Genomic DNA, 21,377 nt, shown 5'->3' with positions numbered 1-21,377 from the left:
TTCTGAAAGAAACTGATCCTGTTGTGCCTTCTGACAACCTGCCGATGCACCCCCCTACTGTTGGGATCGGGCGCGGAAGAAGGAAGGGGTTGAGGAACTGGGTGCGGGGACGGGGAAGATGAGGGGATTGGCGAAGAGGCGGTTGGTCCGGAGCGGTTGCCAGTGGGTGAGGTCGGAGGAGGATTCCAGGACGTAGGCGATGCCGGGGGCACCGTTGAGGTGGACCTCCCAGGCGGCGGTTGAGCCGGAGGGAGGTTTCAGTTGGAGCCAGCCGTGCGGCAGGGGGCCCTGGGCTGAATCCCGGATGGTGAGGGTGACCGATGAGGCGGCGCCAATGGACCAGGGCGGTTCGGTCAGGAACCACGCCGGGCCGTCGGTGGTGGGGCCTGGTTCCCAACCGGGGAAGTACACGGTGAACGGCGGGCCACCGTCGGTCCCTTCGCGGATGGCCTCGGCGGGAAGGCGGACCGTGAGGGTCAACGTTTCGGGTCCTTCTTCGGTGCCGTCGAGGCGGGTGAGCAGGTCGAGGGTTGCGACACTGGCACCCGGAAGGAACACCACCTCGCGGGCGGGAAGATCGTCGTAGTCGATTCCCGGGGTGGCCGTGCCGGTGAGGGTGAACGGTACTTCGAGCGGAGCGTCGGTCGGACCCGTCCGCTCAAAGCGCACCGTGACGGGGCCGGCGCCTTCGACCGTTTCGGGTTGCGACAGGGACACCCGGATTTCCGGGAGGGGTTCGGCGAGGAAATCGAGGTTTCCGATCGGTCCGGATTCCACCACGACAGGGGGTGTCCATCCGACGGGCAGGAGGCGGTGGTCCGGGTGATGGGCGGCGTTGGTGTAGGAGCCGGGGGCGAGGCCGGTGAGGGTGTAGGCGCCGTCCGAGTCGGTGAAGGTCCGGCGATGGGTGTGGCCGGTGGGGTTGCGGTAGAGGCGGCCGTTGTGGACTCGGACGCCCTGGACGGGTTGGCCCTGTGGATCAAGGACGCGGCCGGAGACGGCAACGGTGTGGGCGGGTGGGCCGACGGTGATGACCATGTGACGGCTGGCGACGCCGCCCTGTCCGTCACTGACTTCGCAGCGGACGGAATAGTGGCCGGGTTCCGGCCAGGCCTTGGCGACCTGTGGGGACGGGATCGAGGGGGAGTCGTCGTCGAAGTCCCAGAAGTAGGTCAACGGGTCGCCATCGGGATCGGAAGCCGAGGCGGTCAGGTCCACGGCGACGCCGGGATCGACCTGGGCGGCGCTGGCAGTCAGGGCGAGGGAGGGGGGATGGTTGCCGGGGGGCGGATCGAGGACGATGGCGACATCGGCCCAGGGACCGGCATCGTCGGATCCCACGGCGAGGCAGGTGAGCGTGAGACCGGCGAGGGGATCGGAGAAGGAACGACCCTGGGGCAGGGCCGCATCGCGCTGACGCCAGGGGGTGCCGGGGGTCATGTCGAGGAGGAGGGAGGAAGGAATCCCGGATCGCTCGACGGGGGACCAGTGAACGAGGAGGGCGGGGAGTGCGGAGGGGCTGCCGGGAAGTTCCTGGCGCAACTGGAGGTGGTAACGCTGTTCCCTGCCCTGGCGAACGGTGGGGCGGTCGATTTGAACAAGGTAGAGGGCATCGGGGGCCAGTTCCCCGGCATCGAACGGGCGCAGTCGCACGGTCTGGGAGGTGGCCACGACGGCGGTGTGGGCGGGTTCCAGCCAGAGGAGGGCGCGCTTGTAGATGGCGTTGATCTGGGCGGCGGTGCCGCCTTCACCGCCGGCCCCCATGAGATCGAAGACATCCCCGTACTCGTCGCTGCGTCCGAGGCCGATGATGCTGTCGTGTCCGATGCGGCTGGCGGGGTCGAACTCCGACGTGACGGGCAGGCCGTGGAGGGGGGTGGGGAAGGGCGGGGAGACGCGGGGTTCGTGGAGCGGCCCGGCGGTGGTCCAGTAATTGGCGTGGGGGAGGCCGAGGTTATGGCCGAACTCGTGGACGAGGATGGCCGGGCCGTCGATCTGGGCCCAGGCGCCGCGCTGGCCGAGGCGTCCGTAGCCGCCGGCCCAACCGGGGATGGGATGATGCCGGACCAGTTCGAGGTCGAAGTCCTCGAAGTCGAGTCCTTGTTCCAGCGCAGCGGCCCGGGCGTCGTCGAGGATCCGGGACGTGCCGAGTGGAGCGTATTCGTCGCGGGTGAGGGGCAGGGGCAGGTCGGGCGAGACGGTCCACTCGAACCGGAGTTTCCCGTAGGACAGCGCCTGGAAATGGCGATCCACGGCCTCCATGACCGTCCCGGCCTCGGCGACGGTGACGGGGGGGGCGATGTCGCCGGCGCACCGGACCCGAAGAAAGAGGACGCGGAGCGTGCCGATGGCCGGGACGGCGAGCCGGGCGGTCGGGGCGGACTGGGCTGTGGCGAGGGCGTCCCTGGGGCCGGGATGGGCGTCGGAACTGCCGCACCATGGAATCGCAGCGGTGGCGAGTTCGAACGGGTGAGGCGCGGGCAGGGCCGTGCGTCCCGGAGTTGTGGGTGAGACGGCAGCGAATCGGAGGGACGAGCTCTGCGAGTCCTCAACCCAACGTTTCACACCGTTGCGGCCTCGTGGAACTCGGCCCTCCGAAGCGCCGCTCAGCGGAGTTCCCTCCTCACCCGCAACTCCGGGATGCACCGTGGCCAGGGAGGAGACGACAACGAGCAGAGGGAGGGCAACGGCGTACCGGAACGTCATGGGAGGGTTGTGGGCTGTGGGAAGAACCGGAAGGGTCGCCGTCGATCAGGATTCGGCGTCCAGGGGATCGACGCCGAGCAGGCTGGTGCGATGGCAGCGGGGACAGCGGCGGGTGCCTGAGGCGTCGTCCCATTCGGTCTCATGGAAGCGTCCGCGCCAGCCGCACGGGGTCTCGGTGCCGGCGTAGCCCGTGATGCAGAACACATCACAATCGGGCCAGTCGCGTTCCGGACCTGGGTGGGGCGGAGGGTGGTGGGGTTCCATGGTCGGGCGTCAGGCGCCGCGATCATGGGTAGCACCGCGTGGGGTGCGGGGAGGATACGACTTCGGACTTATTGGGAATGGCGAATGGCGAATGGCGAATGGGGGATCGCGATTCGCCGGCATCCAGGCTGGGGAGTCCGTTCAGGTGCGGCGGGTCAGTTTGGTGACGCGCCCGACGGAGACCCACTCGACGACGTAGATGTTGCCGTCGTGGTCGAAGCAGGCGTCGTGGGGATGGATGAAACGGCCGTTCTCCCAGGTGTCGGGGCGGGTGCGCATGAGGAGACCGCCCTGGCCGCCCTTGTTGAGGACGCGATCGGTCCAGGCCTGGTCGTAGCCGAGGTGGGCGATGACCGTGTTGTCCCGGTTGAAGAGGGTCACGCGGGCGTGGAGATCGGGGCAGAGCAGGAGATCGCCGCGGGTGTCGAGGTGGGCGGGGAAGCTGAGGTCTTCGAGGGTCGAGAGGTACTGGCCGTCGAGGGAGAAGTATTCGAGGCGGGCGTTGGCGCGGTCGCAGATGCAGAGCTGGGGTTCGCGGCCGGGCCGGGTGTCCACCCAGAGGCCGTGGGGGGTGGCGAAGCGGCCGTGCTGATCGCGTCCGCCCTTGCCGCCGAAGCTGGCGAGGTAACGTCCGTCGGCGCTGTAGCGATGGATATGGCCGGAGCCATAGCCGTCGGCGACGTAGAAGGAGCCGTCGGAGGGATGGAAGGCGACGTTGGTGGGGATGAATTCCTTGCGGTCCTTATAGGCGCCGGATTCCCAGGGGGTGCTGAGGGCCCAGACGATTTCGCCCTGGAGGGTGGTCTTGGTGACGAGGTTGGCCCAGGTGTGGGTGAGGTAGAGGTACTCGGTGGAGCCTTCCTTCCGGATGTCGATGCCGTGGCCGACGGTGTGGATGTTATGGGCGCTGTATTCGTCGCCGAAGCTGCGGACGAACCGGCCGGCGGAATCGAAGACGACGATGCAATCCTGGTGGCGGCGTCCGGACGGGCCGGTGTTGTTCTTGATGTAGATGAGGCCTTCGGCATCGACGGCGACGCCGTGGGTTTCGCCCCATCGGATGTGGGTGGGGACCTCGCCCCAGGCGTGGTGGCATTCGTAGGTGTGTTCGCCCTGGCCGACGACGGCGGGCCGGCTGCCGGCTTTGTCGGCGGCACGGAGGATGGCGGGGCAGGCGATGGCGGCGGTGGCGGCGGACCGGAGGAAGGCGCGACGGTTCATGGAGTCTGCTGGGTGCAGTGGATGGGCGAGCTTCTATGCGGCCCCGGGGGCGGTGTCGAGCGGGGATAATGAAGGGACCCTCCGTGCGGTGCATCCCGGGGTTGCGGGTGAGGAGGCTGCGAATCGGAGGGACGAGCTCCGCGAGTCCTCAACCCAACGCTCCCCACCGTTGCGGCCTCGTGGAACCCGGCCCTCCGAAGGAGCCCGCCTTGGATGAGTGAGCCTACTCGGGCAGATGGGCGTCGGTGCGGACGTTGAGATCGAGGGCGACGGGGGTGCCGATCAGTCGTTGGAGATCGCCGCGGGCGGCGGCGCGGATCTTTTTGACCATCTGGCCGCCGGCTCCGATGAGCATGGCCTTGTAGCGGTCGTTGGCGACCAGGATGGTGGCGGTGATGCGGGTGCGGGGTTTGGCGGGGGGCTCGCGCTGCTCGGTGTCGGTGGCATCGAGGCGGACGGCGGTGCGATAGGGGACTTCCTCGCCGGTGAGGAGGTAGATTTTTTCGCGGATGCACTCGGCGATGCGGAAGTCGCGATGGGCGTTGGTGAGATCGGACGGGGGGTAGAGGGGTTCGCCGGGCGGGAGGAGGGCGAGGAGGGTGTCGATGAGGGGTTCGATGCCGCGGCGGGCGATGGCGGAGACTTCGGCGAGGGCGGAGTACTCGCCGGCGCGGGCGATCCAGGCGTCGCGGTGGGGACGTTCGCGCAGGTCGGACTTGTTGAGACAGAGGACGCGGGGTTGGGGGCAGTGGGCGAGGGTGTCGAGGACCATGGTTTCCTCGGGACCGGGAGGGCGGGAGGGATCGACGACGTGGATCACGAGGTCGATGCCGTCGAGGGCGGTGCGGGCGCGATGGTGGAGTCGGTCCACGAGGGCACTGGCGTGGGTCTTGAAGAAGCCCGGGGTGTCCACGAGGACGAGCTGGCCCTGGGGCCGGTGGACGACGCCGTGGACGGGGTGGCGGGTGGTCTGGGGTTTGGGGGAGACGATTGCGATCTTGGAGTCCACGAGGGCGTTGAGGAGGGTGGACTTGCCGACGTTGGTGCGGCCTATCAGCGCGGCGAGGCCGGCGCGGAAGGCGGCGTTGGGGGAGGACGACATGGAGGGGTCAGGACGAGGGAGGGTGCAGCTCGTCGTCGGATTCGGATTCCCAGCGGGGATAGACTTCCGGGGGAAGCTGGCCACGGCGGATGAGTTCGTGGAGATCACGGATGATGGTGCGGCGGGCGACCTGGAACTGGCGGGCGAGGGCGGAGATGTTGGGCCGGGTGGCGATGTCCTTGACGAGGCGGAGGATTTCGTTCTGGCGGCTGAGGCGGTCGGTGGAGCGGCTGAGGAGTTCCTGGATGTCGGCGCGGCGGGAGCGTTCGAGGGATTCGAAGGTGCGGACAATCTCCATTTCGCCGCATTCGCGGAGGGCGGTGTCGATGGTGCGGCGGAGTTCTTCGAGGTCCACCGGCTTGGACAGGCAGTAATGGGCGCGGCGGGGTCCCTGGAGGGCTTCGATCTGCTCATGGACGTCCATGGCGCCGCTGATGACGACGACGGGGACGTGGGGCATGGCTTCCTTCAGTTCGGGGAGGTAGTCGAGGCCGAGATCGCCGTCGTCGAGGATGTGATCGAGGATGATGAGATGGGGCGCGGTCTTGGCGAGCACGGTGAGCGCCTCCCGCCCCGAGCGGGCGCGGTAGAGTTCGAGATCGGCGAGGGCGTCCTCGTAGATCTCCGCCTGGAGGTCATCGTCCTCGACGATGAGGATGCGCGGCTTTTCCATGGAACTGACCGGCACGCTAGGTTGGGGCGGGGCGGTGGGGGAAGCGGAATGTGGGAAGGGGGTCAAGTCGGGCCGCCGAAGCGGAGGGCGCTGGCGGCCTGGGAGGCGAGGCGCCGGGCTTCGTCGAGGGAATCGGCGAGGGCGGTGACGTGGCCCATTTTGCGGCCGGGAGCGCTGGTGGCTTTGCCGTAGAGGTGGACGGCGACGCCGGGAATGGCGAGGGCGATGTCGAGACCGTGGGGCCAGCCGGGGCCGGAGGCGGCGCCGAGGAGGTTGACCATGACGGCGGCGGGGGCGCGCATGCGTGGGGAGCCGAGGGGCCAGCCGAGGACGGCGCGGACATGGTTTTCGAACTGGGAACAGGCGCAGGCCTCGATGGTGTAGTGGCCGGAGTTGTGGACGCGGGGGGCGAGTTCGTTGAGGGCGATGGAACCGTCGGCGGCGAGGAACATTTCGACGCCGAAGGTGCCGATGCCGCCGACGGCGGCGACGGCGCGGCGGGCGAGATCGGCGGCTTGATGGGCGAGCGGTTCGGGGATGGGGGCGGGGGCGTGGACGACGTGGCAGATGTGGTTGCGCTGGTGGGTTTCCACGACGGGATAGATGACGGCGGAACCGGACGGCGAGCGGGTGATCATGACGGCGAGTTCGCGTTCGAAGGCGAACCAGGCTTCGGCCATGAGGGCGTGGCGGTCGCCGTCGAGGGCGCACCAGGCGGCTTCGAGTTCGGCCGGGGAGCGGACTGTGGCATTGCCTTTGCCGTCGTAGCCGTTGCGTCGCTTTTTGAGGACCACGGGCCAGCCGGTTTCGGTGGCGAAGCGGAGGGCGTCGTCGCGGGTGGGGGTGTCGGCGAAGCGGGGGAGGGGGATGGCGTCGGAGGCGAGCGCCTGTTTCTGCCAGAGCTTGTCCTGGACGATCTTGACCGTGCCGGAGCCGGGGTGGAGGGGATGACCATGGCGTTCGACCACGGCGAGGGCTTCGGCATCGACGAATTCGTTTTCGAGGGTCAGGACATCGCAGAGGCGGGCCAGGCGGAGGAGATCGTCGGGGTTGTCCCAGTCGCCGATGAGGGAGTGGTCGGCGAGGCCGCTGGCGGGGGAATGTTCGCGCCGTTCGAGGATGGCAACGCGGCCGCCGAGTTGGGCGACGGCCTGGGCGGTCATCCTAGCGAGTTGACCGCCGCCGACGAGGCCCAGGGTGGGGGGATGGGGTTGGGTGGGGCGGGTCGGGTTGGCGGACATGGCGCGGGGGATTTCATGCCGGGCGGGGCCGGGAGGCAAACGCCGAGTTGGCGGCTTGTCGGTGGGGGCGGGGGTCCATAGGGTGCGGGACCGGGATGGGTTCCGAAGTCTGCATCAAGATGCTGAAGGCGTTGGGGGACGAGACGCGGTGGCGGATTGTCCGGGAACTGCTGGGTCGGCCGATGACGGTGAACGAGCTGACCGAGCGGGTGGGGGCGCCGCAGTACAACGTGTCGAAGCATCTGCGGATCCTGCGGGAAGCGGGGATTGTGGTGACGGAGAAGACGGGGAGCCACGTGGAGTGCCAGGTGCTGCCGGCATTTCGGCAGCGGCTGACGCGGGCCGAGACGCAACTCGACCTGGGCTGTTGCGTGTTCCGGTTCGACCGGCCGATGAAGGAGCCGGCGGGGTGAGCAGCGGGCGGCGATGGGTTCGGGAGTTCCGGGTGCGCGACTACGATCTGGGGGCGACGCTGGATTCGGGCCAGGCGTTCCGGTGGGTGTTTCGGGACGGGGCGTGGGAAGGGGTGGTGGGCGGGCGCTGGGTGCGGTTGTCGAGCGGGGAGGGCGTGATCCGGGCGGAGTCGGGGGTGGATCCGGGGAACTGGGAATGGTTGCGCGAGTATCTGCGGGTGTCGGTGGACCTGGAGGCCGTGCTGGCGACGTTTCCGCCGGATGCGGTGCTGGCGGAGGCGGTGCGGTCGTGTCGGGGATTGCGCCTGTTGCGACAGGATCCGTGGGAGTGTCTGGCGTCGTTCCTGATGTCGTCCACGAAGCAGATCCCGCAGATCCGGCAGGTGGTGGGCTTGCTGTGCGAGCGTTGGGGGAAGCCGGTGCGGGGGTCGGAGGGGGGGCCGATGTTCCATGCATTTCCCGAGGCCGGGGTGCTGGCGAAGGTGTCGGAGAGCGAATTGCGGGAATGTCGGATGGGATTCCGGGCGGCTTCTCTGCGGGCGGCGGCGGGGGCGGTGGCGTCTGGGAACCTGGATCTGGAGGGGTTGAAGGCCCTTTCCCTGAATGAAGCCCGGGCACGTCTGGAGGGGTTGCCGGGCGTGGGGCGGAAGATCGCGGACTGTGTGCTGCTGTTTGCGGGCGGCTTCGACGCGGCATTTCCGGTGGATGTCTGGGTGCGGCGGGCGCTGGGGGAATGGTATTTTCCGGGACGGACGGTACGGGCGGCGGAGATCATGGCCCTGGCGGAGGGGCATTTCGGTCCGTACGGCGGCTGGGCGCAGCAGTATCTGTTTCACGGAATCCGGAAGCGGGCGGGGAGGGTGGCGCCGGTGGCGGGCCTCGTGTGAGGATGGGGGCGCGATGCGGATGGACGTTTATTTCACGCCGGCGGAGTTCGGGACGTTGTCGGGGGAGGGGCAGCCGGGGACGGTGTGCGTGGTCTTCGATGTGTTGCGGGCGACGAGCACGGCGATTACGGCGTTGGACAACGGGGCGTCGGGGGTGGTGCCGGTGGTGACGATCGAGGAGGCGCTGGAGGCGCGGCGTCGGGACGGGGACTGTTTGCTGGCGGGGGAGCGGGACGGATGGCGGATTGGGCCGGAATGGACGGGGGGAACGGGGTTCGACCTTGGGAATTCGCCGCGGGAGTTCACGCGGGAGCGGGTGGCGGGGCGGCGGATTGTCCTGACGACGACCAACGGGACGCGGGCGTTGCGGGCGTGCGCGGGGGCGGAACGGGTGCTGGCGGGGGCGTTCCTGAATCTCGGTGCGGTGGCCGGGGCGATCCGGGGTTCGGGGATGGCGCGGGTGCTGGCGGTGTGCAGCGGGACGGGGGAACGAGTGGCGTACGAGGATGTGCTGGTGGCGGGGGCGTTGTGCGGGTTGCTGGAGGGGGAGGTGGAGTTTGAGGACGGAGCGTGGCTGGCGCTGGCAGCGTGGCGGATGGGGGTTGGGGAACCGGACCGGGGGGTGCGACGGGCGGGGAATGCGCGTCGATTGCTGGGGCGCGAGGCGCTGGCCGGGGATGTGGCGTGGTGCCTGCGTCAGGATACCACGGTGCGAGTGCCGGAATTGCGGGACGGTGTGTTGCGATAGAGGGCGGGCCGATGGGATTTCACTGGAGGCGGAAGGTGACGCGGCGCTGTCCCAATCCGGGGTTGTCGGGATCGTCCGGAACGATTTGAAGGCGTTCGGGCTCGATGGCGGGTGCGTCGGGGTCGGGGGCACGCTGGAGGAGATCGAGGACGGCCTGGGCACGGCGCAGGGCGAGGTCCTGAAGGTCGGCGGGTTCGATGCGGGCGATTTCGACGAGGCGCTGTTCCATCTGGTCGGCGGAGAGGGTGGGAGCCGGGGGGGACGCGGCAGCGACGGGAGCCGGGGCATCGGTGGGATTCGGGGATGGGGTGGCGGCACCGAACTCGCGGGCGTGGAGGAGTCCGACGAGGCGTTGGCGGACGTCCGGGGCGAGGAGCTGGCCTGGGGGCGGGGGCGGGGTGTCGGGTCCGAGTTCCGCGGCGAGGAGTTCGCGGAGGGAATCCTCGACGCGGCGGCGGGCGAGGGCCTGACGGTCGGAGGCGGGATCGAAGGACGGGAGGAATTCGAGGGTGAGGGCGGGACGATTGCGAAGGGCGCGGGCGAGGACGGCGACGCGGTTGGTCTGGGCGGGGGCGAGTTCGGCGGAGCCGGGAAAGAACTCGACGAATTCGAGGGTGTCACGGCTGCCGAAGAGGGAGCCGAGCATGGCGAAGGGGGCGGTGGCGACCTTGAGGATGGCGTTGCGGAAGGCCTGCCAGAGGATGGGAGCGACGCGGAACTCGGGGTTGGCGAGGCTGCCGGAGAGGGGCAGGTCCAGTTCGATGCGACCGTCGCGGTCCTTGAGGAGGGCGAGACCGAGCTTGAGGGGAAGGTTGATGGCGTCGGGGCTGTTGGTGCGGGGTCCGAGGGTGAAGCGGTCGAGGCGGAGGCGGTTGTCGGCCTCGAGCTGGTCGCCCTCGACGCGATAGCGGACCTGGGCATCGAGGACTCCGGCGGTGATGGGGTAGCCGGCGAAACGGATGGCGTAGGGGGTGAAGCGGGTGAGATCGGCGCGCTGGGTGGTGAGGGCGAGGTCGGTGCCGAAGGCTTCGGGGTCGAGGCGGACCTGGCCTTTGAGGGTGAATCCGGAGAGGGCATCGAGGCGCCCTGCCAGGTCGATCTCGGTCGGTTGGCGGTAGGGATGGGAGAGGCTGCGGATTTCGCCGTCGATGGATTCGACCTGGGTGCGGAAGCCATCGGCGTAGAAGCGGTCGGCGGCGATGAGGGAGAGTCCTTCGAGGCGAAGGGCGCCCAGGGCGACGGGCCAGGGCAGGGCGGGGGCGGAACCGGCGACGCGGGTGCCGGGATCGGCAGCATCAGTATCAGCATCAGCATCAGCATCAGCATCGGCATCGGCATCGGCGGGCGGAGAGGCTTCGGCGGGTGAAGGAGAAGGGGCGGGTTCCGGGGATTCGGGGGAGGAGCGGGTGAGTTCTTCGGTTTCGCGGATGAGTTCGAGGACATTGAGCTGGCCGTTGGAGGAGACGATGAGGCTGGTCTGGAGGTGGCGGACGGCGAGTTCATCGAGGGCGATGCGGTGGGGTTCGAGGGCGAGGTCGAGGCCGTTGAGTTCGACTGCGTCCCAGCGGATGAAGTCGGTGCTGTTGAGGGAATCGAGGGCGGCGACGTTGCGGAGGGCGAGGTTGCCGGTGACCTGGACGAGGGGATCTGCGGCGGCGCCATGGCCGTAGGTGGCGCGGAGTGATGCGACGAGGTGTCCGCGCTGGAGATCGAGGTGGGCGAGGCGGGCGAGGTAGGGGTGGAAGGGATCCACGGCGAGGTCTTCGAGGGAGACCGTGGCGGTGGCGCGGGTGGGCAGCACGGTGGCCTCGGCCTCGACGCGGAGGGTGCCGGCCGGCGACCAGGGGGCGGTCCAGTCGAGGGTGGCGGGTGGTGCGTTGGAGCGGTTGGACAGATTGCGGAGGGAAAGGGTCATGGGCCCGAGCAGGGCGGCGGCGGCGGGTTCGAAGGTGGTGTCGGAATGGGCGACGGTGAACCCCTCGATCTGGAGGGCTTCGAGGGTGGCCTGCCAGTCGGTGAAGTCGCGGACCAGTTCATCGATCACCTCCGGGCGGAGGAGACCCTTGACATTGGAAGGTTCGGACGGGGTGCGGCGGAGTTGGAGGGAACCGCCCTGGAGCCGCATTTCGGTCAACGACGCGGTTCGGGCCTCGAGGGAGGCGTTCAGGCCGCGCAGGTCCAGAATGGATACGGCGGCGAAGGGGAGGCCGTTGGTGCGTTCGGTGAGCGCGAGGTCCCGCAGGGCGATGCCGGCATGGTCGAGGTGGGCCGCCGGTCCGTCGGAGGACCAGGCCAGTCGGAAGGGGATTTCGAGGGAAAGGCGCCCGGACTCAAGCTGGAGGGGCGAGACGGCGGCGGCGTAGGGATCGTGTTTGGGGAGGGGCAGGTCCGAGAGTGCCAGGGTGCCTTGGGCGGCGAGCGGGGTGACGGCGAGGGTGCCGCGGGCTTCGAGGCGTTCCCCGGAATTGCCTTGGGCGACAAGGGACCAGGGAGCGGCCGGGCGATCGCGTCGGGTGGCGAGCTGCCGGGCTTCGAGGAGCAGGGGCGTCCAGCGGGTTTCGAAGGGGACGGGAGTGGCGGCGTCACGCCAATGGAGGGTGGCGTTGGTGATTTGGAGGAGGGCGAGGGAAAGGGGAAAGGGATCGGCCGGGGGCGGGGGCGGGTCGGCGGGAGGGAAGTGGGATTGCACCCGGTCGAGGAGTTCAAGGAGGTTGATCCGGCCTTCGGCGTCACGGTGGAGGTGGACCCATGGATGATCCAGGACGACTTCGCGGAGGTGCAGTTCGCCGCGCCAGATGGAGGCGATCTGGACGTCGGCGACCAGGTTGCTCCAGCCCATCAGGGGGACGGACTGGGGATCGGAGACCGAGAGGCCGCTGAGGGTGGCGCGGAGTGCGAAGGGATGGAAGCGGACCTGTTCCAGACGGACGGGGCCGCCGGTGAGTGCGGAGAGGCGTTGTTCGGCCTGGGAACGGACGATGCGCGGCAGCAGGAGGCCGGCAAGGAGGGCATAGAGGATGAAGGCGGCGGCGGCGAACGTGGACCAGCGGACGAGGCGCCGGGAGACGGGGGCCGGTTTCACGGACATGGGAGGAGGATAGGGTCCGGCCGGGGGAGGCGCCATCCTTGGCGATGGGATGAGGACTCGCGGAGCTCGTCCCTCCGAAGGGTGAAGCATGGAGGTGAAATCGGAGGGCCGAGTTCCACGAGGCCGCAAGGGGAGTGGAGCGATGGGATGAGGACTCGCGGAGCTCGTCCCTCCGAAAGGTGAAGCGGGGAGGTGAAATCGGAGGGCCGAGTTCCACGAGGCCGCAAGGGAGTGGAGCGATGGGATGGGGACTCGCGGAGCTCGTCCCTCCGAAGGGAAACGGGGGGGCTGGAAGTGCGGGGGCGGTTCCGGGTAGGGTTTGGGGCATGACGGACCCCCGTTATTCGAGGCTGGCCAAACTGCTGGTGGAATACTCGACGGCCGTGCAGGCCGGCGACGTGGTGTTGCTGGACATGATCGATGTGCCGGACGAGTTCTCGGTCGAGTTGATGCGGTCGGTGCGGGCGGCGGGGGGGACGCCGTTGATCGAGGTGCGGCACACGCGGGTGAGCCGGGAGATCATGCGGGAGACGGACGAGAAGCATGCGCGGCTGCTGAAGGATCTGGAGATGCACCGGATGCGGCGGGTGCAGGCGTACATCGCGGTGCGGGGGAGTGCCAATGCGAACGAGGCCTCGGATGTGCCGACCGACCGGCTGCGGCTGTATTCGAAGACGCTCCGGCCGGTGATCGATCACCGGGTGAAGAAGACGCGCTGGTGTGTGTTGCGCTGGCCGACGCCGAGCATGGCCCAGGCGGCGGGAATGAGCACCGAGGCGTTCGAGGATCTTTATTTCCAGGTTTGCACGATGGACTACCGGCGGATGGCCAGGGCCATGGAGCCGTTGCACCGGCGGCTGGGACAGGGTGACCAGGTGGAGATCAAGGGGCCCGGCACCGACCTCCGTTTCAGCATCGCCGGGATCGGGGCGCAGATGTGCAAGGGCGACCGGAACATCCCCGATGGCGAGGTGTTCACCTGCCCGGTCCGGGATTCGATCGAAGGGATGATCCAGTTCAACACCCCGACGTTGTACGCCGGGACGCGGTTCGACGATGTGCGGTTGGTGTTCCGGGGCGGGAAGGTGGTCGAGGCGACCTCGAGCAACACGGCGCGGCTCAATGAGATTCTCGATACGGACCCGGGGGCGCGGTACACGGGGGAATTCAGCCTGGGTTTCAATCCGCACATCCTGAATCCGATGTGCGACATCCTGTTCGACGAGAAGATCGCCGGATCGCTGCACCTGACCCCGGGCCAGGCCTACGAGGAGTGCGACAACGGGAACCGGTCGGCGGTGCACTGGGATATGGTGCTGATCCAGCGGCCGGAGTGGGGCGGTGGCGAGGTGTGGCTCGACGGGGAGTTGATCCGGAAGGACGGGTTGTTCCTGCCTTCGGATTTGCGCGGATTGAATCCGGACCGGCTGCGATAGCGGGGGCGGGGGCGGAGCAGAGGGCGAACCGGGTTGGCGGAAAGGCGAGGCTGGAATGGGTGCGCCTGTGGGTTCGAGGGATGGGATCTGCGACCCCTGGCGGGGTCGTGAGCAAGGTGGGACTTCTGACCGGGGGTCGAACCCGCGGAGCCGGGCTCGACCCCCGGCTAATCTCTGGAAACCCTGCGGGTTTCTGGGACCCGATCGAGGGTGCTGGAAGGGGTGCGCTTGTGGGTTCGAGGACGAGTACGAGTACCGCCCTTCGGGCTGAGTACGAGCATTGAGGAGGGAGCAAGGGGAGTGGAGCAAGGGGTTGAGGACTCGCGGGGCTCGTCCCTCCGATTCGCTGGCTTCTCACCGATAACCTGGGTATGCACCGGGCCTAAAGGGGACGCTCGAAAGGGTGTGCCTGCGGGATCGGGGGATGGGATCTGCGACCCCTGGCGGGGTCGTGAGCAAGGTGGGACTTCTGACCGGGGGTCGAACCCGCGGAGCCGGGCTCGACCCCCGGCTAATCTCTGGAAACCCTCCGGGTTTCTGGAACCCGATCGAAGGTGATGCTCCCAGGATCTCTGTGATCACTGGGAGCTCCGCGGTGACCCGTTTTGGTGCGCTTCATCAGACCTCCTTCGAGAGGGTGCACCCCAGGTTCTTGCATCAGGCCTCGTACTCGTACTCGTACTCGTAATCGCCCTTCCCCTTCGCCCTCCCCGGTTTCCATATGGAATGGGAGGTCCGGGCAAGTCTGAATCCATCGGGACATCGGTAAGGCGAGGCTCGAAGAGGTGCGCTTGTGGGATCGAGGACGAGTACGAGTACCGCCCTTCGGGCTGAGTACGAGGATTGAGGAGGGAGCAAGGGTGTGGAGCAAGGGGTTGAGGACTCGCGGAGCTCGTCCCACCGGGGATTTTGGAGGGATGGAATCCCGCCTTGCGTGGAGGCGACGGGGATCGGCACGCTGCGGGCGTCTTCCAACGAGGCCCTCAACCCGGAGGCGATGGCATGTCACTCGAAGCCCTGCTCGACGAGTATCCGAAGGAGATCACGATCAAAGGCGGCACGGTGTGCCAGGTACGTCCGCTGGAAGCGTCGGACGAATCGGCGTTCCATGCGTTCTTTCTGGCGGTGCCGGAGAGGGAACGGATGTTCATCAAGCACCGGGTCACGGATCCCGGGGTGATCCGGGGTTGGTGCGCGAACATCGATTACGGCCGCAACCTGCCGCTGCTGGCGCTGGCCGGGGACCGGATTGTGGCGGCGGCGACGCTTCACCAGCAACTGGGCGGCTGGAAGCGGCACATTGGGCGGGTGAGCGTGCTGGTGCATCCGGAGTTGCGCGGCCGGGGTCTGGCGCGGGGACTGGTCTCGGAGACGGTCGAACTGGCGCGCGGTGTGAGCCTGAAGAAGGTGGAGGCCGAGTTCATTGGCGAGCAGGAGGCGGCGATGAAGGTCTTCGCGCTGCTCGGGTTCAGCAAGCGGCTGGAACTTCCCGAGTACGTGGAGGACATGCAGGGCAATCCGCACGATTACATCCTGATGGACCTCGATCTGCGCGTGGACGAGGAATACGCGGGGATGGGGTGAGATCCGGACCCGGAGCGCTTGACGGGACGGCGGGGGGCGGGAGCACAGTGCCTTCATGACGACGACAATGCGGCGCGCGGCGCGTTGGGCCATGGCGGTATTGGGGGCGTTGGCGATGGGCCCGGCGGCTTCGGGAGCCGAGTGGCAATCGCTGTTCAACGGGCGGGACCTGGCGGGTTGGGTGCCGGTGCATGACGTCCGGTTCGAGGTGCACGATGGGCGGTTGCGTCTGGTGCGCGGAATGGGCTGGCTGCGGACGGAGAAGGAGTACGGGGATTTCGTGCTCGAGGTGGAGTTGCGTCCGCTGGTCGAGCGATACGACAGCGGGTTGTTTTTCCGGGTGGGACTGGAGGGGAAGCCGTGGCCGACGGATGGGTGGCAGATCAATCTGCGCCGGGATCTTTGGGGGGCGCTGATCCAGGGTTACCGGACGGTGCTGCGGTCGCCCGTCGAGGGGCCGGATGTGGACGAGGAGGAGCCGTGGTCGAAGTTCCGGATCGAGGTGCGGGGACGAAAGGCGACGCTGGAGGTGGATGGCAAACGGGTGTGGGAGTTCGACGGGATCGACCGGGAACGGGGCTACCTTGGCATCCAGGCGGAGGATCGGGTCTTCGATTTCCGCAGTCTGCGCGTGCGGGAACTGGATGGGGCCGGCGGCGAGGGGTGAGGGGGACGACGGGGGATTCCGAGGAAGGCGTTCGTTCCGATCCGGCGGCTGGCATTTCGGGGCTGGAAAGGGCTAGAACCGGGCATGCGCATTTTCTGGGTCTTGATTCCGGCGTTGGTTCTCGGGACGGGTTGCTCGACGACGCTGTCGCGTTGGGCCTGGGAACCGCTCTTTCCGGAGGAGGGTGTGCCGCAGGGGTGGACGGTGCGCGCCTGGAACGACGTTTCAAAGCCCGGGCCGGCGGCGTCGGTGTGGCGGGTGGAGAACGGGGTGCTGCGAAGCGGGGGCGCACGGGGGAACTGGCTGATGAGCGAGCGGGAGTACGGGGATTTCGAGTTGGAATACGAGTTCCGGCTGGGAGAACGGGGAAACAGCGGGCTGGCCCTGCGGGCGCCGATGGCGGGCGACCCGGCATTCGACGGGATGGAACTTCAGATGGCGGACTATCGATACAACCCGCAGGCGGCTCCGAGCGAACTGACCGGGGGCATCTATCGGGCGATTGCGCCGAGGCAGCAGGTGTATCGCCCGACCGAGTGGAATCATTACCGCGTTTCGCTGCGGGGAACGCGGCTGGTGGCGCGGCTCAACGGGGTGCTGATCCACGACGTGGATTTGTCCGGGGAGATCCAACCCATCCTGCGTCATGACGGCACCGGGGCACCGCCGATCCGGGATCGACCGCGACGGGGACACCTGGGGTTCCAGGAGTTGAGCCGGGACGACGGGCACGTGGAGATCCGCAATGCGTTCATCCGGGTTTACGATCGGGAGTGAGGCGGGGGAGGGGAATGGCTGAATGGCCATCCGCCCCTGCCTACGGGAGCAACTCGATGGTGCAGCCGGTGCGGATGGCTTCGAGGGTGGCGAAGGTGAGGCGCATGCTGCGGTGGGATTCCGCGAAGGACAGCGGGGCGCCGGCTTCGGCGCGGAGGTAGGCGGTCCAGGCGGCCATCTGTTCGGCGTGGCCCTTGCCGGCGAAGGTCTGGCGGACGGGTTTTCGTCCGCGATGAATCGTGAGGCGCTGGAAGTTCTCGATCTCGGCGACGAAGCCGGCCCCGAACACGGTGCAGACTTCCTTGGGCCAGGTGGGATCGCCTTCGGCGGTGTACACGAGCTGCGCGCTGGAACCGTCGGCGAATGCCACCTGCGCCGTCACGCTGTCGGCATAGGGCAACCGGCCCGAGGCGGGCCAGACCGTTTGTGCAGCGACGCGGACCGGGTCGGCTTCGAGAAGGAAGCAGAAGTAGTCGAGGAAATGGCAGGCCTCGCCCAGGACACGTCCGCCGCTTTCATCGGGATTCGCGTACCAGTGGGCGGGGTCGAGGCGTCCGGCCATGACGCGGAAGCTGACCGTCCTGGGGCCGGGCGCGGAGCGGAGGACGGCCTTGAGGGCGGCACTGGCGGGGGCGAAGCGGCGGTTGAAACCGACGTGAAGACCGACCGGGCGGGCGGCGTGGGCGGCGGCGATGCGTGCGAGTTCGTCCTCGGTGAGACAGAGCGGTTTCTCGACGAAGATTTCGCGTCCGTGGGCCAGCGCCTTGAGGACCATCGGGGCATGGAGATGATGGCGGGTGGCGATGAGGACGGCGGTGTCGTCGCCGGGTTCGGCGAGCACGGCGTTGGCATCAGTCGCGGCGCGGGGGAAGCCGAACTTGGACTTCACGTGGTTCGCGCTGAGCGGGGTCTGGTTGACCACGGTGCCCAGCGGGAGTTTCCCGGCGAGATGGGGCAGGAGCATGGTCCGCGCGAAATTGCCGGCCCCGATGACATCCAGGTGGCGGATGGGGCGGGAACGGCGGGGGGCGGGGGGCGGAGGACAGGGGGCGGAGGACGGAGGACGGAAGGCGGAGGGCGGAGGGTGGGGGGCGGAGGAGGGGAGGGGGTATTCGAGGACGACGCCGATGTCGGGGGCGCCATCGGCGAGCTGGCGATAGACCTCGAGGCAATCGGTGAAGGGGACTCGACGGGTGGTGATGCGGTCGAGGCGGAGGGCCCCGGTTTTCATCAGGTGGAGGCAGGCATCGAAGTTGCGCTGCTCGGTCCAGCGGACGTAACCGACGGGGTAGTCGGCGCCGCCCCATTCGTAGGCGGGATCGTAGCGGCCGGGTCCGTAGCTGCGGGAATAGCGGACCTCGAGTTCCTTCTCGTAGGTGGTTTTCCACGGCAGCTCGACGTGGGTGTTGCCCACCACGACGAGGCGGGCGCGGTCGCGGGCGGCGTCGATGGCCTGTTCGGTCGGCGTGTTGGTGGAGGTGGCGGTGGCCAGGACGACGGCGTCCACACCGAAGCCTTCGGTCCAGGCGCGCACGGCATCGGGGAGGGATTGGGATCCGAGGATGACGACCTGTTCGGCGCCGAGATCGGTGGCGACGGGGCGGCGGGCTTCGGCGACATCGACGGCCATGACGCGGCAGCCATTGGCGGCGAGGAGATTGGTGACGAGGAGGCCGACCAGGCCCTGGCCGATGACGAGGACGCGGTCGCCGAGGCGGGGTTCGAGCTGGCGGACGGTCTGGAGGGCGATGGAGGCGATGGTGGTGTAGGCCGCCTGCCAGGTTTCGACGCCGTCGGGGATGCGGGCGGCGAGGAGATCGGGGATGGCGACGTATTCCGCGTGGAAGGCGCATTCGGCGCCGCCGCAGGCCACGCGGTCGCCGACGCGGAAGCGGGAGTGACCGGGATCGACGGCATCGACGATGCCGGCGGCGCTGTAACCGAGGGGGGAAGGGGATTCGAGGCGGTTACGGACTTTGTCGAGGGCGGCGCGCCAGCCGAGATTGCGGGCGGTATCGAGGACTTTGCGGACCTGGTCGGGGCGGGCGCGGGCTTTTTGGAGGAGGTTCATCCGGGCCTGTTCGACCTTCATGCGCTCGGTGCCGGCGCTGATGACCGAGTGGGCGAGGCGGACGCGGAGGCCGCCCGGGGGCGGGGTGGGGAGGGGGACTTCCTGGAGTTCGAGGCGGCCGTCCTGGTACTGGGCGAGTTGCTTCATGCGGGGAATCAGGGCTGGGCGAGGCGGCTGACCAGCCAGCGGTGTTTGCCGCGGGCGGTCTTCTCGGTATCGGGGACGGCGCGGCACGTGACTTCGAAGTCGTCGCCGAGTTTGCGTTGGATGCCGTCCCGGATGAGGTCGAGCCGGGAGGCATGGAAGGCGGGGGACGGCACGTAGCGGAACTCGGCGATGCCGGGTTCCTCCTGGAAGAACTGCACGGCATAGAGCCCGTCGAAGAGGGCGTCGTGCATGTTGAAGGCGGTGAGGGAGATGCGGCGGCCGGAGCGACTGACGAGGAACTCCTGTTCGCGTCCGGCGATTTCGGCGGCGGCGGGCCATGGAAACTCGAGGTCGCCGTCGGTGAGGGGATTGGCGAGGCGGACGTAATCGCCGGTGCGGTAGCGGATGAGGGGCATGGCGAGGTTGTGAAAGGACGTGCCGATCACCTCGCAGAAGCCGTCGGCGTCCGGTGGGCCGAACTCGACATAGCCATAGGCGGGCCAGAAGTAGAAGAGTTCGGAGTGGTGACCCTCCGCGGCGAGGACGACGCGTTCGGCGTGGCCGTACCAGCGGTAGATGCGGCAGCCGAAGACCCGTTCAAGGAGGCGTTTTTGGGGGAGGTTGAGGCGTTCCGATCCGGCGAGGACGCAGCGCAGGGGGACCCGCCAGGATTGACCGGAACGTTCGAGGAACCCGGCGAGCTGGAGGGCGGTGGAAGGGTAGGCGTGGAGGATGTCGGGACGGAACCGTTCGATCGCCTCGAGGTAGTCGGGGAGCCGGGCCTCGGTGAGGTGCGAACTCGAGAGCAGCAGCCAGTCGCGGGTGGCGTCGTGGGTGGCGATGCGGCCGTCGGCGCGGTCGGTGGTGACGTGTCCGCGGATGACCGCGAGCCGGGCGCCGGGGGTGTAGCCGGCGCGGGCCCATTGCGCTTCGAGGAAGGCCTGTTCCTTCGGGCGGCTGACGCCCTTCTGGAGATAGAAGCCGACCGGCACGCCGGTGGAACCGCCGGTGGTGACGTAGAGGCGCCGTTTGGCGGGGACGGCGGAGGAAGGCATCCCGGCGAGGTGCTGTTGGAGGTCGGCCTTCCCGGTAAAGGGACAGCCCGCGAGGTCTTCGCGGGACCGCATGAGTTCCGGTTGGAAGCGGGCCTCGGCGAAGCGGCGCTGGTAGAGGGGCGAATAATTGCCTGCCTGAATGAGGACCTGCCGGAGCTGGCGGAACTGGTATTCGGCGAGGGTGTCGGAATCCCACGACACACACTCGCGGGCCAGGCGCTGGAACTCCGGGTAGCGTGCGCCCCAGCGCCAGCGGGACGGGAGTTGACGATAGGACCAGCCCGCCGCGCGCTTGAGGCCGTCGGGGAGGCGTTCGTAGAGGGAGAGCAGCGGGTAGAGGCGATCTTCGAGACTCATGGGAAGGGTCTCACCGTGCGCGAGAACTGCGTCGGGCGCGACTCACAAGGTAGCCGCGGGGATCGGCCTTGAGGAGGCGGGAGGTGGAGCCGGGGATCTGGCGGGCCATGGCGCGGGCGACGGCCTCGGGATGATCGAGGGTGAGGCAGATGATGGTGGAACCGGAGCCGCTGAGCCATCCGCCGAGGGCACCGGCCTTTTCGCCGGCGCGAAGGACTCGTGGGAGCTGGGGGATGAGCGGTTCGCGGTAGGGTTGATGGAGGCGGTCGTCGAAGAGGCCGCGCAGGGAATCGTGGGCCCGCAGGGCGAAGGCGGCGGTGATGAGGCTGACGCGGGTCAGGTTGTGAACGGCATCGGCCTTGGAGAAGGCATCGGGGACGCGTTCGCGGGCGGCCTTGGTGGACACCTCGAAGGGGGGGATGAGGGTGACGAAGGTGAGGCGGGGATCGACCGGAAGGCGCAGGCAGCGCGCCTCGCGGCCCACCAGGGTTGCGGCGGTGAATCCGCCGAAGGTGGCGGGGGCTGCGTTGTCGGGGTGTCCTTCGAGTTCGGTGACCTGCTGGAAAAGGTCCTGACGGGAGAGGCCGGTTTCGGCCAGGGCATCGAGGGCGGCGACCACGCCGAGACGGACGGTCACCGAGGAGCCGAGGCCGCGGGCGATGGGGACCTCACCGGAGAGATGGATGTCGAAGCCGAACGGGCGTTGACGGGTTTGGCGGAAGTAGAGGGCGGCCGCCTCCTCGATCACCGCCAGGGCGCCGGAGCGGGCGTCCCCGGCGATGGGGGAGCTGAGGGTGACGCCGGCGGTTGGGATCCGGGTGACGCGGACGTGGTTGTGGAGTTGGAGGGCGATGCCGAGGGTGTCGAAGCCTGGGCCCAGATTGGCGGTGCTGGCGGGGACGCGGACGGTGACGGACGGGGTGGGCATGCGGGGCGGGGG

Annotated in this window: 17 protein-coding genes; 7 read left to right on the top strand and 10 right to left on the bottom strand. The window is 68.5% G+C overall.

The genetic code is table 11. The features are described from left to right. Nucleotides 1–54 precede the first annotated feature (54 nt). The 6 genes from KF833_08040 to KF833_08015 all read right to left on the bottom strand — a co-directional run bounded on the left by KF833_08040 (nucleotide 55) and on the right by KF833_08015 (nucleotide 7,207). Nucleotides 55–2,565 carry a carboxypeptidase regulatory-like domain-containing protein gene (locus KF833_08040; GenBank protein ID MBX3745248.1) on the bottom strand — a complete coding sequence of 837 codons (2,511 nt, stop codon included), beginning with the start codon at nucleotides 2,563–2,565 and terminating at the stop codon, nucleotides 55–57. Nucleotides 2,566–2,751: 186 nt separating this feature from the next. Next, nucleotides 2,752–2,970 (bottom strand): hypothetical protein, encoded by a 219-nt coding sequence (locus tag KF833_08035; GenBank protein ID MBX3745247.1) that lies wholly within the window; start codon nucleotides 2,968–2,970, stop codon nucleotides 2,752–2,754. Between the two features lie 141 nt (nucleotides 2,971–3,111). After that, nucleotides 3,112–4,191 carry a peptidase gene (locus tag KF833_08030; protein ID MBX3745246.1) on the bottom strand — a complete coding sequence of 360 codons (1,080 nt, stop codon included), beginning with the start codon at nucleotides 4,189–4,191 and terminating at the stop codon, nucleotides 3,112–3,114. Between the two features lie 223 nt (nucleotides 4,192–4,414). After that, nucleotides 4,415–5,293: a GTPase Era gene (gene era, locus KF833_08025; protein ID MBX3745245.1), complete on the bottom strand. Its 879-nt coding sequence runs from the start codon at nucleotides 5,291–5,293 to the stop codon at nucleotides 4,415–4,417. Between the two features lie 7 nt (nucleotides 5,294–5,300). After that, nucleotides 5,301–5,966, bottom strand: a complete 666-nt coding sequence (locus KF833_08020; GenBank protein ID MBX3745244.1) for a response regulator — start codon at nucleotides 5,964–5,966, stop codon at nucleotides 5,301–5,303. A 62-nt stretch (nucleotides 5,967–6,028) separates the two neighbouring features. Then, entirely contained in the window at nucleotides 6,029–7,207 is a 1,179-nt protein-coding gene (locus KF833_08015; protein MBX3745243.1) for a 5-(carboxyamino)imidazole ribonucleotide synthase, read from the bottom strand. A 95-nt stretch (nucleotides 7,208–7,302) separates the two neighbouring features. Here KF833_08015 and KF833_08010 point away from each other — a divergent pair, with 95 nt between their 5' ends. Genes KF833_08010 through KF833_08000 form a run of 3 tightly spaced genes read left to right on the top strand, consistent with a single transcriptional unit; the run spans nucleotide 7,303 to nucleotide 9,255 of the window. Next, entirely contained in the window at nucleotides 7,303–7,620 is a 318-nt protein-coding gene (locus KF833_08010) for a winged helix-turn-helix transcriptional regulator (GenBank protein ID MBX3745242.1), read from the top strand. Continuing rightward, complete coding sequence (locus tag KF833_08005) at nucleotides 7,617–8,507, top strand: 8-oxoguanine DNA glycosylase (protein MBX3745241.1); 891 nt, start codon at nucleotides 7,617–7,619, stop codon at nucleotides 8,505–8,507. Before KF833_08010 ends, KF833_08005 begins: the two co-directional genes overlap by 4 nt. A gap of 13 nt (nucleotides 8,508–8,520) precedes the next feature. Then, nucleotides 8,521–9,255, top strand: coding sequence for a 2-phosphosulfolactate phosphatase (locus tag KF833_08000; protein ID MBX3745240.1), 735 nt, complete (start codon nucleotides 8,521–8,523; stop codon nucleotides 9,253–9,255). Nucleotides 9,256–9,274: 19 nt separating this feature from the next. Here KF833_08000 and KF833_07995 read toward each other — a convergent pair whose 3' ends face one another. Beyond that, a complete protein-coding gene (locus KF833_07995; protein MBX3745239.1) occupies nucleotides 9,275–12,343 on the bottom strand; it encodes a DUF748 domain-containing protein in 3,069 nt (1,022 codons plus the stop codon). Between the two features lie 326 nt (nucleotides 12,344–12,669). On the opposite strand from KF833_07995, the gene KF833_07990 reads away from it, so the two are divergent. The 4 genes from KF833_07990 to KF833_07975 all read left to right on the top strand — a co-directional run bounded on the left by KF833_07990 (nucleotide 12,670) and on the right by KF833_07975 (nucleotide 16,807). Further along, entirely contained in the window at nucleotides 12,670–13,779 is a 1,110-nt protein-coding gene (locus tag KF833_07990) for an aminopeptidase (GenBank protein MBX3745238.1), read from the top strand. Between the two features lie 1,002 nt (nucleotides 13,780–14,781). Then, nucleotides 14,782–15,363 carry a GNAT family N-acetyltransferase gene (locus tag KF833_07985; GenBank protein ID MBX3745237.1) on the top strand — a complete coding sequence of 194 codons (582 nt, stop codon included), beginning with the start codon at nucleotides 14,782–14,784 and terminating at the stop codon, nucleotides 15,361–15,363. A 55-nt stretch (nucleotides 15,364–15,418) separates the two neighbouring features. Beyond that, a complete protein-coding gene (locus KF833_07980) occupies nucleotides 15,419–16,030 on the top strand; it encodes a DUF1080 domain-containing protein (protein MBX3745236.1) in 612 nt (203 codons plus the stop codon). 84 nt (nucleotides 16,031–16,114) lie between these two features. Then, nucleotides 16,115–16,807 carry a DUF1080 domain-containing protein gene (locus KF833_07975; protein ID MBX3745235.1) on the top strand — a complete coding sequence of 231 codons (693 nt, stop codon included), beginning with the start codon at nucleotides 16,115–16,117 and terminating at the stop codon, nucleotides 16,805–16,807. 40 nt (nucleotides 16,808–16,847) lie between these two features. Here the strand turns inward: KF833_07975 and KF833_07970 are convergent, their stop codons facing one another. Genes KF833_07970 through thrB form a run of 3 tightly spaced genes read right to left on the bottom strand, consistent with a single transcriptional unit; the run spans nucleotide 16,848 to nucleotide 21,365 of the window. Continuing rightward, the gene (locus KF833_07970) at nucleotides 16,848–19,025 is read right to left on the bottom strand and encodes a bi-domain-containing oxidoreductase (protein MBX3745234.1); all 2,178 of its coding nucleotides are present in this window, start codon (nucleotides 19,023–19,025) and stop codon (nucleotides 16,848–16,850) included. Nucleotides 19,026–19,033: 8 nt separating this feature from the next. Beyond that, nucleotides 19,034–20,437: a phenylacetate--CoA ligase family protein gene (locus KF833_07965; protein MBX3745233.1), complete on the bottom strand. Its 1,404-nt coding sequence runs from the start codon at nucleotides 20,435–20,437 to the stop codon at nucleotides 19,034–19,036. A gap of 10 nt (nucleotides 20,438–20,447) precedes the next feature. Beyond that, a complete protein-coding gene (gene thrB / locus KF833_07960) occupies nucleotides 20,448–21,365 on the bottom strand; it encodes a homoserine kinase (GenBank protein MBX3745232.1) in 918 nt (305 codons plus the stop codon). Between the last annotated feature and the right edge of the window lie 12 nt (nucleotides 21,366–21,377).

This window comes from Verrucomicrobiia bacterium (assembly GCA_019634625.1).
Classification (GTDB): Bacteria; Verrucomicrobiota; Verrucomicrobiia; order Limisphaerales; family CAIMTB01; genus CAIMTB01.
This window is presented reverse-complemented; position numbering and strand designations above follow the sequence as displayed.

Coding starts and splice junctions, on each gene's coding strand:
- KF833_08030 (MBX3745246.1), bottom strand. CDS start 4,191: ATGAACCGTCGCGCCTTCCTCCGGTCCGCCGCCACCGCCGCCATCGCC.
- KF833_07995 (MBX3745239.1), bottom strand. CDS start 12,343: ATGTCCGTGAAACCGGCCCCCGTCTCCCGGCGCCTCGTCCGCTGGTCC.
- KF833_08015 (MBX3745243.1), bottom strand. CDS start 7,207: ATGTCCGCCAACCCGACCCGCCCCACCCAACCCCATCCCCCCACCCTG.
- thrB (MBX3745232.1), bottom strand. CDS start 21,365: ATGCCCACCCCGTCCGTCACCGTCCGCGTCCCCGCCAGCACCGCCAAT.
- era (MBX3745245.1), bottom strand. CDS start 5,293: ATGTCGTCCTCCCCCAACGCCGCCTTCCGCGCCGGCCTCGCCGCGCTG.
- KF833_07990 (MBX3745238.1), top strand. CDS start 12,670: ATGACGGACCCCCGTTATTCGAGGCTGGCCAAACTGCTGGTGGAATAC.
- KF833_08000 (MBX3745240.1), top strand. CDS start 8,521: ATGCGGATGGACGTTTATTTCACGCCGGCGGAGTTCGGGACGTTGTCG.
- KF833_07985 (MBX3745237.1), top strand. CDS start 14,782: ATGTCACTCGAAGCCCTGCTCGACGAGTATCCGAAGGAGATCACGATC.
- KF833_07965 (MBX3745233.1), bottom strand. CDS start 20,437: ATGAGTCTCGAAGATCGCCTCTACCCGCTGCTCTCCCTCTACGAACGC.
- KF833_07980 (MBX3745236.1), top strand. CDS start 15,419: ATGACGACGACAATGCGGCGCGCGGCGCGTTGGGCCATGGCGGTATTG.
- KF833_08035 (MBX3745247.1), bottom strand. CDS start 2,970: ATGGAACCCCACCACCCTCCGCCCCACCCAGGTCCGGAACGCGACTGG.
- KF833_07975 (MBX3745235.1), top strand. CDS start 16,115: ATGCGCATTTTCTGGGTCTTGATTCCGGCGTTGGTTCTCGGGACGGGT.
- KF833_08020 (MBX3745244.1), bottom strand. CDS start 5,966: ATGGAAAAGCCGCGCATCCTCATCGTCGAGGACGATGACCTCCAGGCG.
- KF833_07970 (MBX3745234.1), bottom strand. CDS start 19,025: ATGAAGCAACTCGCCCAGTACCAGGACGGCCGCCTCGAACTCCAGGAA.
- KF833_08010 (MBX3745242.1), top strand. CDS start 7,303: ATGGGTTCCGAAGTCTGCATCAAGATGCTGAAGGCGTTGGGGGACGAG.